We start from the raw sequence: 16,667 nt of genomic DNA, 5'->3' as shown, positions 1-16,667 counted from the left end.
GAGCCTCTCCTCCCTCGCCTTTCGAGATTGCACGCTCGGGCTGAATGCTGGCTGAATCCCGTTACACTTCAGGTCAGGGCGCCGCCGGCCCCCGCACGCCGGTCACAAAGCCGTCCGGCCGGATATGCGCCCTGAAGGCGGCCTGCACCTCTTCGGGCGTCAGCGCAACGAACTGCTCTGCCGCCCGGGTGGTGGCATCCAGCGGCTTGTCAGAGAGCGCCAGGTCCAGCAGCGAGCCGCTGATGGCGCTGTAGCTGGCCGCCTGCATCGGCATGGCCCGCAGCAGGATGCTCTTGGCCCGGTGCAGATCGCTGTCGCTGACCGGTTCATTCTGCAGGCGGTTCAGGTTGTGAATGATCAGCTCGCGCGCCTGGTTCACCTTGTCGGGGTCGCTGCCGAAGCTGACGTTGAAGCGCCCGCGATGGGCCTTGAGCGCCAGATTCGAGCTGACGCCGTAGACCAGCCCGCGCCGTTCGCGCAGGTCCTGATGCAGCCGTGAGGCGAAGTCACCGCTGAGCACCTGATTGCCCAGAAACAGGGCGAAGCGCTCCGGACTGTCGCGATTGATATCGATCATCTGCGACAGGGTGACCTGCGACTGGCTGGCGGCGCTGTCGGGCGTGTTGAACGCGCCGGCCTGATTGAGCGCCACGGCCGGATAGTCCACGTCGGGTTCCGGTCCATCGGCCTGCCAGTCACCGAAGTAGCGCTCGACCTGCTCGCGCACCTCGCCGGGGTCGACGTCACCGACCACCACCATGGTGGTCATGTCGGGGCGCGAGATGCGGGCGAAATACTGCTTCACGTCCTCGAGCGTGACGCTGTCGAGGGATTCGGGCGTCATGTGGCGCTGCTGGGGGTCGTCGTCGGGCAGCAGCGCGCCGAGCATGGCGTAGGCATTCTGAAAGCCGGGGCTTTCCAGACGACCGGGCAGCGCCCTGGCGTTCTGCTGCTTGACGGTATCGAAGGCCTCGCGGGAAAAGCTCGGATTGAGCTGATGCTCGGCCAGCAGGGCCAGCCCGTCATCAAACTGCGCCTTCGGTACCACCAGACCGAAACTGGTACCGGCACGCTCCTCGGCCCCCAGCTCGTCGACGGCGGCGCGCAGTTCGCGGCGGTCGCGTGACTGGCTGCCGTAGCCGTACAGGCCTTCCAGAATATCGCTGACGCCCTCCTTGCCCGGCGGCGTCTGCAGGTCCTCATTGGTATCGATGGCGCCGCTGACCATGATGCGGTCGCTGGCGGTTTCCGGCTGTACGATCAGGCGCAGGCCGTTGTCCAGCCGATAGTCCTTCGGATCAAGCGTCGACACCGGAATGTCGAGGTTATCGAAGGCGTGCTCGGCCCAGTGAGGGAGCTCGACCGGACCGTCAGGCGGCGTGGTCAGATCCTCCGGCTCGCCGTAGCCATCATTGCTGGTCGGCTCGCCGGAGGCTTCCGGCGTCAGCACCGCAGTAATGGCGTGCTCGGGCTTTAAAAGCCTTTCGGCCAGCGCGTTGACGTCCTCGACGGTGACGGCTTCATACTGCGCCTTCATGGCCTGCGGCGAGTCGAGACCGCGCTGGATCAGGGCATCCGACCAGGCGCTGGCCAGCCCCGATACCGACTCGCGGGAGGCATCCACCCCGGCAATGATCCGGCGTTTGGCCGCCTCGACCAGCGACGGGTCGACGCCGTTTTGCGTCACGTCCTCGATGATCTCGCGCATGCGCGCCTGAATCGGCGCCGGGTCGCCACCGCGGGGAAAAACGCCAACGGCCATGGCCAGGCCCGCATGCGGCTGCAGCTGGCCGCCCATGCCGCCGGCCAGGGCCGTGCCGTCATAGCCCATGGCGGTCAATTCGCCGCGCTCGGAGCCCAGCACGTCCAGCAGTACCCGGGTGGTGGCGAAGTCGTCATCCCGAAGGCCGGGCGTGCGCCAGCCCATGTAGATCGAGCCGTAGGGGCTGTTGGTCGGCAGCTCGATGGTGCGCGCGTTGACCGGCTCAAAATCGAATTCGGGGCGCTCGGGCAGCGCTCGCTGCGGGATATCGCCAAACAGCGTCTCGACCCGGGCCAGCGCGTTTTGTGGATCGACATCGCCGGCGATGACCAGCGTGGCGTTATTGGGCACGTACCACTGATCGTGGAAGGCCTTCAGATCGGCCGCGGTGGTGTTGTCAAAGGAGTCGCGCGTGCCCAGCGGCGTCCAGGCGTAGGGGGTGCCGCGATAGAGCTCCTCGACCAGCTGGGTATAAAAGCGAAAGGCCGGGTTGGAGAGATTGCGGGAAACCTCCTGCTCGATGGCGCCGCGCTCCTGCGCCCAGTCTTCGGCGCTCATGTCGATGGCCTTCATGCGCGAGGCCTCGATATGCAGCGCCACATCCAGATCGTCCGCCGGCACGGTGAAGTGATACTGGGTGCGATCGTTTTCGGTGAAGGCGTTCATGTTGCCGCCCATGTTGGCCGAAATGACGGAGAGCTGATCCTTGGAAAGCCCCGGGCCGCCGCGAAACATCATGTGCTCGACGGCATGCGCCGTGCCGGGAAAGTCCTCGGAGCCTTCGCTGGAACCGACGTGATAGTTGACCTGGGTGGTGACCACCGGGGCCAGATCGCTGTGCACGATCACGACCTCGAGGCCGTTGTCGAGCGTGGCGCGCAGCACGTCATCCTGCGGGGCCGGCGCGCCGACCGCGCCGACGCTTGCCAGCACCAGGCAGGCGCCGGCAAGGCTGCGACCGGCGCGCGATAGACGCTGGCGCCACAGGAAATTGACGTGACCCGTCATGACTGTTGACTGCATGTCGATGGCTTCCTGACACGTTGAACCGTTGCATGGCGACCCGTCAGGGCCGCACTCGTGGGCCTCGGGAAAGGCCTGAAGAGATGCTGTCACCACAAAAAAGGAGCGCCCGGAGGCGCCCCCTGAAGGCAGGACGGGATCAGCTGGTATGTTCGCTGGGCTGCGGCAGCGCCGGCAGCGAGCGGTCCAAAAGCTCCACGCTCTTGCGGTAGTAGTGCTGACTCTTGCTGTGCTGGCCGAGGCTGGCATAGAGCCTGGCAAGCTCGGCGCAGGCCACGCCGCTGGGACGCTGGCGATGGCTGGCCTCGAAGTACTCCTGCGCCTTGCCCCAGTAGGCGTTGCGCAGCGACAGCCGGCCCAGCGCCATCAGAAGCTCGGGATCGTTGGGCCGCTCCTGCAGCCACTTCTCGGCGGTCACCAGCTGGCGCTCGGGCTCGACCGACAGCAGCCCGTAGTGCGCCACCAGCCGGCTGTCCCAGCGGTTGCGCAGCGACTGGCGGATCATGCTCTCGGCCTCGGCGGCATCGCCGCCGCGTTCGAGAATACCGGCCTGCAGCAGCACCAGTTCCACATCGCCCTTGAGCGATTCCGGCATCCCGCCCCAGAGCGTGCGGGCACGATCGGTATCCTGCTGCTGATCGGCCTGACTCAACAGCGCCAGATAGGTGCGCCGTTCGAGCGTCTTGCGCTCTTCCTCGCTGATCAGATCGTGGCGCTCGAGTTTCGGTAGCAACTGGCGCAGCCCTTCCCAGTCTTCCACGTTGAGATAGGCCTGCTTGAGCAGCTTGAGCACCTGCGGATGCTCCGGCATCTGGGTCTGCAGTCGCGTCAGCGTGGCCAGCGCCTGCTCGGACTGCTGACGATCCAGCATCAGCTGGGCCTGCATCAGTCCCACGGCGCTGTCGGCACCTTCGGTGCTGTTGTGCGCCTGTTTTAAAAGCTCGTCGGCCTGCTCGTGACGGCCCTGATAGTGAGCCGCCAGCGCTGCGGAGAGGTAGTTGACCAGTGGCGTGGAAGAGTCGTGGGCCGACCGGGTCAGCGACTGCTCGGCGCGCTTCCAGCGCCCCTCCGCCAGTGCCACCAGGCCCTTGACGGTGCGGTGCATGGCCTGACGGTTACGGGTACGGGCGTTCCAGAGCTTCATGCGGCTGACCGGTCGGCGCAGGCGCCAGAGCAGACGCAACACGAAATGCACCACCAGAAACAGCGCAAACAGCAGCAGCAGGCCGAACCAGAAGGAGGTCTGCAGCGAGATGTCGCCGACCCGGATCAGGATGTAGCCCGGCGTGGACATCATCAGCTGGCCGATCAGCGCCCCGGCCGCCAGCCCGACGACAATGAACAGGATCAGCTTTCTCATGACGACGCCCCCTGACCGCTGTTCCGGCCACTACGACGGGCGTTCTGCAGCTTGTTGAGGGCTTCGATCGAACCGCTGATGTCGGGCAGCTCGGGGCTGATGTTGCGCTGGCCGAGCTGATCGAGCTGCTCAACCAGGCGCTGGACGTTGCTGTCCCCGGTACGGAAATAGGTCGTGATCAGCGTCTCGGCGCGCTCGAGGCTGTTTTGATAGATCGCCTCGTTGCTGCGCATCACGCCCAGCTGGGCCTGTTCGAGCAAAAGGCGCACGTTCTGGCGCAGATAGCCTTCCTGGGCCGGCGTGATCAGCGCTTCCAGCGGCTCGTCGTGACGGCGCACGGTGACCAGATCCTTGAGCTGGGTGCCCATGCGCGAGAGCTGCTCGCGCCAGCCGCCGCTGAACAGCGATCCATCATCCTGCTGCGCGGACAGCGCCTCGCTCTCCTGGGACAGCGGCAGCTCGTCGACGCGATCGGCCATCGCCGACAGCGTCAGAAACAGACCGTTGTGATCGACGTCGGGCAGGCTTTCCAGCTGCGACAGCTCCGAGGCGATCGCGCGGCGCACCGGCAGCTGGGCCGGATTGTCGATCTGCTGCAGACGCCGGTCGGCGGTCTCGAGCAGCGAGCGGGCGCCGCTGACGTCGCGCTCGAGCTGCAGGCGCTGGTTGGCCATGCGCAGCAGGTATTCGATTTCGGCGCTCTGCCACTGACGCTCGTCGGTCTGCTGGCTGCGCGTGAGTTCTTCCATCACACGCGACAGCGCCTGGTCGTTGTCCTCGAGCTGTGACTCGAGCCGGCTGATGCGCTGATCGCGCGAATCAAGCGCGCTTGAGACCTCGCGGGAAGACTGGCTGCTGCTCTGCTGGACCTGATTGACGTCCTGGCGCAGCTGATCCATCTCGTTGCGCTGCTGCTCGAAGAGCCAGGCGCCGAAGCCGAGGGCCGCCAGGGCCAGCAACAGCAGGACAAGCAGAATGGGCAACATGACCGAGCGCCGAGCGTTTTTCTCGCGCGGACGATGTTCGGGACGCATGTCACCGGGCTCGAAGGGGCGACCGCTGCTGCTGACCCCGGCATCCGGCGAGGTCGTGCCGGTCATGTTGCCGGTGCGGGCGCTTTCGCCGGTGACCGAGGCGTTTTCCGCCGCGCCGCGCGCGCCGGCGTCGGTCTGCGACGGCCTGCTATCCGGCGACGTGCTGTCGGAAGACACCTTGCTGCGATCGTCGTTGTCGTTGTCCTGCTTGCTCATTTATCGCTGCCCTTTTTTTAATCGGGTATGCCCGGCGCCTGCCGCCAGGCCATGGCCGAGGTCTCTGCCAGTGTCTGCGGCGTGGCATCGCCGGCAATGAAAACACATTCAAAGTGATATGTGCCTGCCATTGTAGCCAATCGCTGACTGGAAACGACCAGCGGTCGCCGCCGGGTCAGGGGCGTACACCACCGGTCAAGGTACTCGAGCTGCTCCTGACTGGTCACGATCAAAAGCGCAAACGCACCGCGTTCGAGCAGCGCCCCCGCCTCGTCACCGGGTGGCTGCAGCCGACGCTCATAGAGTGCCAGTCGCGACACCTCAGCGCCACGCATTACAAGCGTCTGCTCGATCAGCTCACGCCCGCCCTCGCCCGACACCAGCGCAATGCGCGCGCCGTCAACGCCCTGCAGTCCCGGCAGCGCCAGCAGCGCCTCGCTGGCACTGCCGCTGCCCGGCGCCGGAGCGCTGACCTCAACGCCCAGGCCGTCCTTCAAAACGTCGGCCGTACTCACGCCGGTGGCGTGAAAATCGAGACCAACGGGCAGCTGGGGCCAGCGCGCCTCGATGGCCTCGATCAGACAGGCCGCGGCAAACGGACTGGTGCAGATGATGTGGCGAAAGTTATCCAGATCATACAGGAGCGTACGCTCGTATGGGCCCGGTGCGCGTGCGACCAAAGTCATGATCTCAAGCGATCGAGGCGTCAGTCCGACCTGCTCGAGCGCCTGTTCCAGCGCCCGGGCACGGGCCCCGGGACGGGCAATCAGGGCAACGGCGGCACTTGTCGAACGCGAAGGGGCCATCTCACACCTTCAGCGCGGCGGCCGTTCGTCGGCGTAGACGGCGTCCAGAATGGCGCCGGCACCACGCGCGAGCAGATCCTCGGCCACGCGAACGCCCAGCGCTTCCGGGTCGTCGGCGGGGCCGCGCGCCTCGGCGTGAATGACCTCGGAGCCATCGGGTGCCCCGACCAGGGCGCGCAGCCACAGCGTCTGGTTGTCATCTTCCAGTACCGCGTAGCCGCCGATGGGCACCTGACAGCCGCCTTCCAGACGCGTGTTCATGGCGCGCTCGGCCAGCACCCGCAGGCTGGCGAGCGGATCGATCAGCGGCGCAATCAGCGCGCGCAGGGCGTCATCATCGCTGCGACACTCGATACCCAGCGCCCCCTGGCCGCAGGCCGGCAGCATGACTTCCGGCGCCAGCCGCTCGGCAATGCGAAAGTCCAGATTGAGCCGTTCGAGCCCGGAGGTGGCCAGCACGATGGCGTCGAACTCGCCGGCATCGAGCTTGCCCAGACGGGTCTGCACGTTGCCGCGCAGGCTGAGCACTTCAAGGTCCGGACGGGCGGCAAGAATCTGCAGGGCGCGCCGCAGGCTGGAGGTGCCGACGCGGGCGCCGTGCGGCAGGGACTCGAAGCTCGGATGATCGTTGGAGACAAAGGCATCGGTGGGCGCGCCGCGATCGAGAATGGCGTGCAGACCGAGCCCCTCGGGGAAGCTCATCGGCACGTCCTTCATGGAGTGCACGGCGATGTCGGCAAGGCCTGCGAGCATGGCCTCCTCGAGCTCCTTGACGAACAGCCCCTTGCCGCCGACCTTGGCCAGCGGCGTATCCAGAATGCGATCACCGCGCGTGGACATGCCCACCAGTTCCACCTCGAGCCCCGGATGCAGGGCCTCGAGGCGAGACTTGACGTGTTCCGCCTGCCACAGGGCGAGCTGACTCTTGCGGGTGGCGATTCTGATCGTGGCTCTGTCGGACACGAGCGCTCCTGTAGGGGTCAAGACGAGGCGTTCATGATAAAGCAGTGGCGCCCGGCAAAAAACAGTCATTGCCCGCCGCGAGGGGGATGTGGCGTACCGACAGGCCACCGACTTCTTGTTACACTGACGCGCCCATGGAGGCGGCGCCTTGCCGGCCTCCCGGTCCCGACCCTTTCGATGCAGGATCGCCAGCAGATGACGCAAACCACCAATCAATCCTGGGGCGGTCGCTTCAGCGAGCCCACCGACGCCTTCGTGGCGGCCTTTACCGCCTCCATCGGCTTCGACCAGCGCCTTTATCATCACGACATCCGGGGCTCGATTGCCCATGCCACCATGCTGGCCCGCGTGGGGGTTCTGACCGACAACGAGCGCGACACCATCGTGGGCGGTCTGCAACAGATCGAGGCCGAGATCGAGCGTGGCGAGATCGAGTGGTCCGTGGCGCTGGAAGACATCCACATGAACATCGAGGCGCGCCTGACCGAGCGCATCGGCACGGTCGGCAAGAAGCTCCACACCGGACGCTCGCGCAACGACCAGATCGCCACCGATATCCGTCTGTATCTGCGTGACGGCATCGACGCCGTCGCCGGTGAGCTCTCGCGCCTGCGCCGGGGCCTGATCGAGCTGGCCGAACGTGAAGCCGACACCATCATGCCGGGCTTTACCCATCTACAGAGCGCCCAGCCCGTGACCTTCGGCCATCACCTGCTGGCCTGGCAGGAGATGATCGCCCGCGATCAGGAGCGTCTGCTCGACGCCCGCAAGCGGGTCAACGTCATGCCGCTGGGCGCCGCGGCGCTGGCCGGCACGACCTACCCGATCGATCGTCACGTCACGGCAGAGCTGTTGGGCTTCGAGCGCCCGGCCGAGAATTCGCTGGATGCGGTCAGCGATCGCGACTTCGCCATCGAGTTCACCTCGTTTGCCAGTCTTTTGATGATGCACCTGTCGCGCATGAGCGAAGAGCTGGTGCTCTGGACCAGCGCCCAGTTTGACTTCATCGATCTGCCGGATCGTTTCTGCACCGGCTCCTCGATCATGCCGCAGAAGAAAAATCCCGACGTGCCCGAGCTGGTGCGCGGCAAGACCGGCCGTGTCTACGGCCACATGATCAGCCTTCTGACCCTGATGAAGTCCCAGCCGCTGGCCTACAACAAGGACAATCAGGAAGACAAGGAACCGCTGTTTGACACCCTCGACACCGTGCTCGGCTCGCTGCGCGCCTTTGGTGACATGATCCCGGCGGTGCGCGCCAAAAGCGACAACATGCATGCGGCGGCAAGGCGCGGCTTCGCCACCGCCACCGACCTGGCCGACTACCTGGTGCGTCAGGGCGTGGCCTTCCGCGATGCTCACGAGATCGTCGGCAAGGCGGTGGCCTTCGGCATCGAAGAGGGGCGCGATCTGTCCGAGATGACCCTCGAGGAGCTCCAGCGCTTTTCCGATCATATCCATGACGACATCTTCGAGGTGCTGACCCTGGAAGGCTCGGTGGCCGCCCGCAATCACATCGGCGGCACCGCCCCCGACCAGGTGCGCGCCGCGGCACAGCGGGCCCGCGAAGCGCTGGCCGCCCTGCCGTCGCACGCCCACAACCATGAGGATCACGCGCAATGATTCGCCTGATATCCGCCATGCTGGCCGCGCTGGTGCTGGCCGGCTGCGGCCAGACCGGCCCGCTGTACATGCCCGATGACGAGGCCGCCCGCGAGCGCTATGACCCGCAGGACGCCTATCAACAGGACGACGCGCAGCCGGATGACGCGTCGCCAAACGACGATGCCGAGCGCACCTCGCCATCGACCAGTGACGGCATCCGCACCGGCGGCGCCGGCAGTGAGGGTCAGGGCAGCGCCGTGAGCGTGCCCGAGGGCGACAGTCGTCCCGAGACCACCACGGCCGGCACGGTCGGTGGTGCGGCCTCGACCGGTGCCCCCGCGGCGCCGGCCACATCCGGTCAGGGGGGCACATGAGTACGCACTTTGTCTGGCACGACGATCAGCTCCATGTCGAGCAGCTGCCGCTTTCAAGCGTGGCCGAGCGCTTTGGCACGCCCTGCTATGTCTACTCGGCGGCGGCCTTTCGCCAGCACTTTCTGGACTACGCCCGGCCGCTCGAGGGCACGCCTCACCTGATCTGCTACGCCCTCAAGACCAACTCGAACCTGGCCGTGCTCAATCTGCTGGCGCGGCTGGGGGCGGGCTTTGATATCGTCTCCGGCGGCGAGCTGGAGCGGGTGCTGGCCGCCGGTGGCGACCCCGGCCGGGTGGTTTTCTCCGGCGTGGGCAAGCGCAGTGATGAGATGGCGCGGGCACTGGAAGTGGGCATCAAGTGCTTTAACGTGGAGTCCGAAGCCGAGCTCGAGCGCCTCAATGACGTGGCCGACAGCTGCGGTCAGGTGGCGGCGATCTCCATTCGGGTCAATCCGGATGTCGATGCCCGCACCCATCCCTATATCTCCACCGGGCTCAAGGACAACAAGTTCGGCATCGCCATTGCCGATGCCGAGCGCGTCTATCAGCGCGCCGCCGAGCTCGCCCACGTCAATCCGGTCGGCATCGACTGCCATATCGGCTCTCAGCTCACCGAGCTCTCGCCCTTTCTGGACGCACTGGATCGCCTGCTCGATTTGCATGACCGGCTGGGCGATCAGGGCATTCGCATCGAGCATCTGGATCTGGGCGGCGGTCTGGGCGTGGATTACGCCGGCGAGACCCCGCCGCCGGTGGCGGACTACATCGCCGCCCTGCGCCAGCGCATCGGCAGCCGCGAGGTCGAGCTCATTTTTGAACCCGGCCGGTCGATTGCCGCCAATGCCGGCGTGCTGCTGACCCGGGTCGAATATCTCAAACCCGGCGAGGCGAAAAACTTTGCCATCGTCGATGCCGCCATGAACGACATGATCCGGCCCACGCTCTATCAGGCCTGGCAGACCATTACCGGCGTGGACCAGCGCGGGGCACGCGACACGAAGTGCTGGGATATCGTCGGGCCGGTCTGCGAGTCCGGTGACTATCTGGGCAAGGATCGTGAGCTGGCCATTGCCCCGAATGACCTGCTGGCGGTGCACTCTGCCGGTGCCTACGGCTTCGTGATGGCCTCGAACTACAACACCCGGGCGCGGCCGCCGGAGGTCATGGTGGTCGGCGATCAGGCGCATCTGGTGCGCGAGCGCGAGCCGCTCGCCACGCTCTGGGCCGGCGAAGCGCTGCTGCCGGAGGCCGCCATCGCGCCGCAGGGAAACCACGCCTCATGATGCTGCACTTCGCCAAGATGCACGGGCTGGGCAATGACTTCATGGTGGTCGACCTGATCACCCAGCGCGCCCGGCTGGACAGCGCGCGCATCCGGGCACTGGCCGACCGCCGCTTCGGCATCGGCTTCGATCAGCTGTTGCTGGTCGAGCCGCCGTCGCGCCCGGACATGGACTTCCGCTACCGCATCTTCAACGCCGACGGCAGCGAAGTGGAAAACTGCGGCAACGGCGCGCGCTGCTTTGCCCGCTTCGTGCTGGACCAAAGGCTCACTGCCAAACGCGAGATCGCGGTACAGACCGCCGGCGGCAATCTGGTATTGAAGGTGGCCGACGATGGCCGGGTGCGTGTCGATATGGGCGCGCCGCGTTTCACCCCGGCCGACATTCCACTGACGGCCGACGCCCCGGCGCAGGATTACGCGCTGGACGTTGGCGGTGAGACGGTGCATCTGGACGCCCTGTCGATGGGCAATCCCCACGCCGTGATCGATGTCGACAGCGTGGAGGAGGCCCCGGTGGCGACGCTGGGGCCGCGCATCGAGGCGCATCCGCGCTTTCCGAAACGCGTCAACGTGGGCTTTCTGGAGATCGTGTCACGCGGCAGCGTTCGCCTGCGGGTGTTCGAGCGCGGCGTGGGCGAGACGCTGGCCTGCGGCACCGGCGCCTGCGCCGCCGTGGTCAGCGGCATCCGCCGCGGCCTGCTGGATTCACACGTGGCGGTGGCCCTGCCCGGGGGCGCCCTGAGCATCGAATGGGCGGGCCCGGGCAGCCCGGTCATCATGACCGGCCCGGCCGAGCGCGTCTTCGACGGTCGCATCGTACTATAATCGCCCACCGGGAGAGGACATGACAGAGGACCGTACCGCCCCCGATCATCAGCGCCCTGAAACGCTCGACGCCGATCAGGTCAGCGACTGGCTGGCGCGCCATCCCGACTTCTTTGAAGGGCGCGAGGCGCTGCTGGCCTCGCTGCACATTGTCCACCCCCAGACCGGCGGCGCCGTATCGCTGGTCGAGCGGTTGATCGCCACCCTGCGCGCGCGCACCGAGCAGGCCGAAGGGCAGCGTCAGGCGCTGTTGAATGCCGCGCGGCAGTTTGATCAGCAGGCTGGGGCCATGCGCGCTTTGACGCTGTCGCTTTTGCAGGCCGACAGCCGTGACGCGCTGGCACAGACCCTGACCGCAGAGCTCAATGAGCGCTTCAACGTGTCGCATCTGGCGCTGTGGCGACAGCCTCTTCCCGGCGAATGGGCGCAGCCGCCCACTCACGCTCTTGATGACGATACCGATCAATGGATTGCCGCGCGGCTGCCGGCCACCGGTGACGGTCTGACGCTGGACAGTGCCACCGCCGAGCGTCTGCTGCCCGGCACCTCTCTGGCGGGCGGCCGCTGCGTCGTGACCCGGCTGGCGCTGGGCGAGCGCCACGGCTATCTGGTGCTGGCCCATCCGGAGGAGACTACCCTGCCGTGGATCATGGCCGCCGAGAACATGCACCACCTGGGCGAGATGATGGCCCGCCTACTACAGCGAGCGCCGTCATGAGCGCCCTGCAGCCGCTGGTCGAGACCTTCATCGAACGCCTGCGCCACCGGCACAGCCCGGCCACGGTCGATGCCTATCGTCGCGACCTGGCCGCGCTGACGGCGTTCATGGTGCGCGAGGAACTCGATTCGTGGGCAGCGCTGGACATTCACCATCTGCGCCGATTCCTGGGCCGCGAGCGCACCCGCGGTCTGGCGGCACGCAGTCTGGCGCGGCGTCAGGCCGCCATCCGCCGCTTCTGCGATCTGCTGATCGAGCAGGGGCTCATGGGGCATAACCCCGCCCGGCTGCTGGACACACCAAAAATGCCGCGCCATCTGCCGCGACCGGTGGATGTCGACGTGCTCGGACAGTTTCTGGACACGCCACATGACGGCTCGCCGCTGGCGCGTCGTGACCAGGCCATGCTGGAGCTCTGCTATTCCAGCGGCCTGCGCCTGGCAGAGCTTGCCGGCATCGATCTGAGCGATATCGACACCCAGCGCGCCCGGGTGCGCGGCAAGGGCGACAAGCCGCGCCAGGTGCCCATCGGCCGCCGTGCCGCCGCGGCGCTGGCGGCCTGGCTGGAGATGCGGGCCATGCTGGCGCCGCCTCACGAGCCGGCCCTGTTTGTCGGCGCTCGCGGCCGGCGGCTGGGGCACCGCGCGATTCAGCTGCGCATGGCCCATGTCGGGCGCGAGCGCGGCCTGCCCGAGCACCTGCATCCTCACCGCCTGCGCCACAGCTTTGCCAGCCATCTGCTGGAGTCCAGTCAGGACCTGCGTGCGGTGCAGGAGCTGCTGGGCCATGCCCATCTCTCCACCACCCAGGTCTACACCCGACTGGACTGGCAGCATCTGGCTGACACCTTTGATCGCGCCCATCCACGTGCACACCGCCGCCCGGGCGCGGAACGCCACTCATCCTCCCGCGAAGCTTCGCCTTCCGGGGCTTCGGACCATCAGGACACGCCCTCATGATCAAGGCCATCACTTTCGATCTCGACGACACCTTCTGGGACAACGGCCCGGTGATGGCCGCGGTCGAACCCGGGCACTATCAATGGCTCGATGAGCGCATCGGCCATGCCGCCCATTTCCCGCTGGAGGAGTATCAGCGCCGGCGCATGGCGCTGGCACAGCAGTATCCGCTGTACCGGGGCGATTTCACCTGGCTGCGTCGCAAGACCCTGAACGACATGCTGATCGAGTTCGGGCTGGCCGAGGATGAGGCGCGCCGCTGGGCCGATGACACCATCGAGTACATGCTGACGCTGCGCCACGATGTCACCCTCTTCGAGGAGGTGCCGGCGATGCTGGAGGGACTGCGCCAGCGCGGCATACGCCTGGGCGCGATCACCAACGGCAACGTGGATCTGGAGCGGCTGGTCATCGCCGAGCACTTTGATGTCATCATCAAGGCCGGTGTGGCGCTGGCGCCCAAGCCCGATGCGCGCTGCTTTCTGTCGGCCATGGCCCGGCTGGGCAGGGCCGCGCCGCGCGAGACGGTTCACGTGGGGGATTCATGGGCCGAGGATGCCCTGCCGGCGCAGCGTCTCGGCATGCATGTGGCCTGGATCGATGCCAAGAATACCGGACTGCCCGAGCAGGCCCCCGGTGGCATTCACCGGCTGACCCACATTCGCGAGCTGGAAACGCTGCTGGCAACCCTTGACGCTTCAGGTGACGCTCAGCGGTGACATCGGCAATCCGGAAAAATTAAGTTACCTTTTAAAACACTCGACTATTATTGGGACATGAAATAATAAGCACGCTTTTATCGTGTCTGACGGGGCATCAGGACATGCCGCGATCGATCATGATAACTGCCTGATGTGGGTGTTCATCCCTTTTTTATCGACCCTGATAGGCCTTATTGCATCATGCGTCCTCTCGATATCCTCAGCATTACGCTGGTGCTGTGTGCCATGGCACTGGTAATGGCCCTGCCCATGACAGACGGCCAGGCCACGCTGTCCGGTGACGCAGGGCTCGAGCGTGGTGCGACCCTGCACTATCCGGGCCAGCAACGGGAGGCCACTGCCCTGTGGCAGCTCGAAAGCGAACCGGGGCAGTCCCGGCCCACGCTGTTCGACCCTGACCGGGCAGGAGGCGAGGCCCGTTCAATGCAGGCCGTGCCGGGGCTGCTGCTCGAGCCGGAAACGCCCGCGCCCTCGATGGGCATGCGCTACCCTGCCGGACGCCAGATCTACAGCTTCTAAACGGTGTCGGCGACCGGTCGGCTCAGGCCTGATCCGCTGTCGAATCATCCGGGGTGAGCCAGCGGCACAGACGCTCGTTGAGCTCCTCCACGCCCTGGCGCTCCTGCGACGAGAACAGCTGCACGCTGATCAGGTCCTCCCACTCCTTGAGCTGATGGCGCACCTTCGACAACACGCCCATGGCCGCGCCGCGCTTGAGCTTGTCGGCCTTGGTGAGCAGGATATGAAGCGGCATGTCGTTATCATCCGCCCAGCCCATCATCATCTGGTCAAACTCGGTCAGCGGGTGGCGAACGTCCATGACCAGCACCGTGCCCTGCAGGGAGCGACGCTCGCGCAGATAGTGCGCCAGATGCTCCTGCCATTCACGCCGCACGGCTTCGGGCACCTTCGCATAGCCATAGCCGGGCAGGTCCACCAGTCGATACTGCGGATCACTGACGGTGAAGAAATTGATCAGCTGCGTGCGTCCGGGCGTTCTCGAGGTACGCGCCAGTGACTTCTGCTGGGTCAGCGTATTGATGGCACTGGACTTGCCGGCATTGGATCGCCCGGCAAAGGCGACCTCCAGCCCGGTATCGGCCGGACAGTCCGCCAGTTTCGGGGCGCTGGTCAGGAACGTGGTCGACTGGAAGTGATGACGCATGACATCCGACATGGGGATATTTCCAACGGTGAGGCAATGGGCAACGATGAGACAATGGCGCGAGTGTAACACCCCCGGTGAACGCCTCGCTCGTCAGTCATGGTCGCGTCTGCCAGGATAGCAGGGAACCGTTCGCCCGTCGGGCGTTCAAAGTAACGACGAATAACAGGCTGATCACAGCCGCACTCGAATCTCGAATGATATTGGCTGTTCAGGGAGTAACCTTGCGATGTTGAAAAGTATTCCAGGCGGGCGCTGGCTGATGGCCGCCGTTGCCGTTTGCGGTCTTTCGGGCATGGCCACGGCGGCCGAGCCGGTGGCAGGACAGGACTACGAGGTCCTCGACGAACCGGTCTCCAGCAATCTGCCGGAAGGCCAGATCGGTGTCACCGAGGTGTTCTGGTATGGCTGCCCGCACTGTTACGACCTCGAGGCACCGCTGGAAGCCTGGGTGGACACCCTGCCCGACGATGTCACCTTCGAGCGCCTGCCGGCTACCATGGGCAAGGTCTGGATGCGCCACGCCACGGCCTATTACGCCGCTCGCGAACTGGGCATCTTCGACCGGGACTTTCATCAGGCCTTCTTTGACGCCATCCAGAAGGACGGCCATCGCATGACCGAGGACGACGAGATCGCCGAGTTCTTCACCAACTACGATGTCAGCAGGGATGAGGCGCTCAAGGCGCTCAACTCCTTCGGCGTCAAGAGCCAGCTCAATCAGGCCAATGCGCGCATGAAGGCCTACAAGCTCATGGGCGTGCCGGCACTGATCGTGAACGGTCAGTACGTCATCACGCCGCGCTCGGCCAACGGTCTGGAGAACATGCCGGACATCGCCGAAGCCCTGATCGAGAAAACGCGTCAGGAGCAGGCATCAGGCACACGCTGATCGATGGTGCCAATGGCCCGACACCCGGCGTGTCGGGCCTTTTTGCCCTTCCAACCGGGATACCGAATGCAGGACGACAGCCAGGGCGAACGCATCACCTCTCTTAAACTGCTGACCTTCAACATGCAGGTGGGCATCCATACGCATGCCTACCACCACTACGTCACACGCAGCTGGCAGCATTTTCTGCCCCATCGCGGCCGCTCCACCCGGCTCGATGCGATGTGCGACACCTTCCGCGAGTTTGATCTGGTCGGCCTGCAGGAAGTGGATGGCGGCAGCTTTCGTTCCAGCAACATCAACCACGTGGAGTATCTGGCCGCACAGGCCGGCTTTCCCTACGCCTCGCAGCAGCTCAACCGCGACTTCGGTCGCTTTGCCAAGCACAGCAACGGGCTGCTCAGTCGTCTGGCCATCAGCCACAGCGACAACCACCGCCTGCCCGGCCCCAAGGGGCGCGGCGCCATGCATGTACGTTTCGGGGAAGGCCCCGAAGCGCTGCATCTGTTCGTGCTGCACCTGGCGCTGGGCACGCGCACCCAGAACCTTCAGCTGGATTATCTCAGCGAGCTGATCGCCCCGCTCAGAAACGTCATCATCATGGGCGATCTCAACTGTACCCAGGACAAGCTCAGGGCTCATCCGCGCTTTTCCCGCGCGCTCGCCCTCGAGCAGGGCCGCGGCGTGCCCAGCTACCCGGCCTGGCAGCCCGCTCGCGCGCTGGATCACATCCTGGTCTCCCCCTCGCTTAAAATGAACCACCTGCGCGCGCTGCCGCCGCTGTATTCCGATCACCTGCCGCTGGCCGTGGATGTCACCCTGCCGCTGGCGTGCGCACGCAGTATCTCCCTTGCACGGCTCGGCGGCACCACTCCGGACAGCGTGCGCTGACCCGCCGCGCCCTTCTGCCGTCTGCCCCACGAAAAAGCGCCCCATCCTTGCGGATGGGGCGCTTTTG

Annotated in this window: 16 protein-coding genes; 10 read left to right on the top strand and 6 right to left on the bottom strand. The window is 65.9% G+C overall.

Going from position 1 to position 16,667, the window contains the following annotated elements; all coding sequences use genetic code 11:
* Nucleotides 1–73: 73 nt before the first annotated feature.
* The 5 genes from M1D97_RS01740 to hemC form a co-directional block, all read right to left on the bottom strand.
* On the bottom strand, nucleotides 74–2,785 hold the full coding sequence (locus M1D97_RS01740) for a M16 family metallopeptidase (protein WP_456269025.1): 2,712 nt from the start codon (nucleotides 2,783–2,785) through the stop codon (nucleotides 74–76).
* A gap of 139 nt (nucleotides 2,786–2,924) precedes the next feature.
* Nucleotides 2,925–4,145, bottom strand: a complete 1,221-nt coding sequence (locus tag M1D97_RS01735) for a heme biosynthesis HemY N-terminal domain-containing protein (protein ID WP_456269024.1) — start codon at nucleotides 4,143–4,145, stop codon at nucleotides 2,925–2,927.
* Nucleotides 4,142–5,395 (bottom strand): uroporphyrinogen-III C-methyltransferase, encoded by a 1,254-nt coding sequence (locus M1D97_RS01730; RefSeq protein WP_456269023.1) that lies wholly within the window; start codon nucleotides 5,393–5,395, stop codon nucleotides 4,142–4,144. Before M1D97_RS01730 ends, M1D97_RS01735 begins: the two co-directional genes overlap by 4 nt.
* Nucleotides 5,396–5,412: 17 nt before the next feature.
* A complete protein-coding gene (locus tag M1D97_RS01725; RefSeq protein ID WP_456269022.1) occupies nucleotides 5,413–6,201 on the bottom strand; it encodes a uroporphyrinogen-III synthase in 789 nt (262 codons plus the stop codon).
* Nucleotides 6,202–6,210: 9 nt separating this feature from the next.
* Nucleotides 6,211–7,164, bottom strand: coding sequence for a hydroxymethylbilane synthase (gene hemC / locus M1D97_RS01720; RefSeq protein ID WP_456269021.1), 954 nt, complete (start codon nucleotides 7,162–7,164; stop codon nucleotides 6,211–6,213).
* 195 nt (nucleotides 7,165–7,359) lie between these two features.
* Here hemC and argH point away from each other — a divergent pair, with 195 nt between their 5' ends.
* From argH to M1D97_RS01680, 8 genes are all read left to right on the top strand, one after another.
* Nucleotides 7,360–8,787 carry an argininosuccinate lyase gene (gene argH, locus M1D97_RS01715; protein ID WP_456269020.1) on the top strand — a complete coding sequence of 476 codons (1,428 nt, stop codon included), beginning with the start codon at nucleotides 7,360–7,362 and terminating at the stop codon, nucleotides 8,785–8,787.
* The gene (gene lptM / locus M1D97_RS01710) at nucleotides 8,784–9,143 is read left to right on the top strand and encodes an LPS translocon maturation chaperone LptM (RefSeq protein ID WP_456269019.1); all 360 of its coding nucleotides are present in this window, start codon (nucleotides 8,784–8,786) and stop codon (nucleotides 9,141–9,143) included. The genes argH and lptM overlap by 4 nt, the downstream gene beginning before the upstream one ends.
* The gene (lysA, locus tag M1D97_RS01705; RefSeq protein ID WP_456269018.1) at nucleotides 9,140–10,426 is read left to right on the top strand and encodes a diaminopimelate decarboxylase; all 1,287 of its coding nucleotides are present in this window, start codon (nucleotides 9,140–9,142) and stop codon (nucleotides 10,424–10,426) included. Before lptM ends, lysA begins: the two co-directional genes overlap by 4 nt.
* Nucleotides 10,423–11,253 carry a diaminopimelate epimerase gene (gene dapF / locus M1D97_RS01700; protein ID WP_456269017.1) on the top strand — a complete coding sequence of 277 codons (831 nt, stop codon included), beginning with the start codon at nucleotides 10,423–10,425 and terminating at the stop codon, nucleotides 11,251–11,253. The genes lysA and dapF overlap by 4 nt, the downstream gene beginning before the upstream one ends.
* A gap of 19 nt (nucleotides 11,254–11,272) precedes the next feature.
* A complete protein-coding gene (locus M1D97_RS01695) occupies nucleotides 11,273–11,971 on the top strand; it encodes a DUF484 family protein (RefSeq protein WP_456269016.1) in 699 nt (232 codons plus the stop codon).
* Entirely contained in the window at nucleotides 11,968–12,930 is a 963-nt protein-coding gene (locus M1D97_RS01690) for a tyrosine recombinase XerC (protein ID WP_456269015.1), read from the top strand. The genes M1D97_RS01695 and M1D97_RS01690 overlap by 4 nt, the downstream gene beginning before the upstream one ends.
* Entirely contained in the window at nucleotides 12,927–13,649 is a 723-nt protein-coding gene (locus tag M1D97_RS01685) for an HAD family hydrolase (protein WP_456269014.1), read from the top strand. Before M1D97_RS01690 ends, M1D97_RS01685 begins: the two co-directional genes overlap by 4 nt.
* Nucleotides 13,650–13,832: 183 nt before the next feature.
* Nucleotides 13,833–14,171, top strand: a complete 339-nt coding sequence (locus M1D97_RS01680; RefSeq protein ID WP_456269013.1) for a hypothetical protein — start codon at nucleotides 13,833–13,835, stop codon at nucleotides 14,169–14,171.
* A 22-nt stretch (nucleotides 14,172–14,193) separates the two neighbouring features.
* Here M1D97_RS01680 and yihA read toward each other — a convergent pair whose 3' ends face one another.
* Entirely contained in the window at nucleotides 14,194–14,829 is a 636-nt protein-coding gene (yihA, locus tag M1D97_RS01675) for a ribosome biogenesis GTP-binding protein YihA/YsxC (RefSeq protein ID WP_456269012.1), read from the bottom strand.
* Between the two features lie 217 nt (nucleotides 14,830–15,046).
* On the opposite strand from yihA, the gene M1D97_RS01670 reads away from it, so the two are divergent.
* On the top strand, nucleotides 15,047–15,709 hold the full coding sequence (locus M1D97_RS01670) for a thiol:disulfide interchange protein DsbA/DsbL (protein WP_456269011.1): 663 nt from the start codon (nucleotides 15,047–15,049) through the stop codon (nucleotides 15,707–15,709).
* Nucleotides 15,710–15,775: 66 nt separating this feature from the next.
* Nucleotides 15,776–16,600: an endonuclease/exonuclease/phosphatase family protein gene (locus tag M1D97_RS01665; RefSeq protein ID WP_456269010.1), complete on the top strand. Its 825-nt coding sequence runs from the start codon at nucleotides 15,776–15,778 to the stop codon at nucleotides 16,598–16,600.
* Nucleotides 16,601–16,667 lie beyond the last annotated feature (67 nt).

The organism is Kushneria sp. AK178 (assembly GCF_053903105.1).
This window is presented reverse-complemented; position numbering and strand designations above follow the sequence as displayed.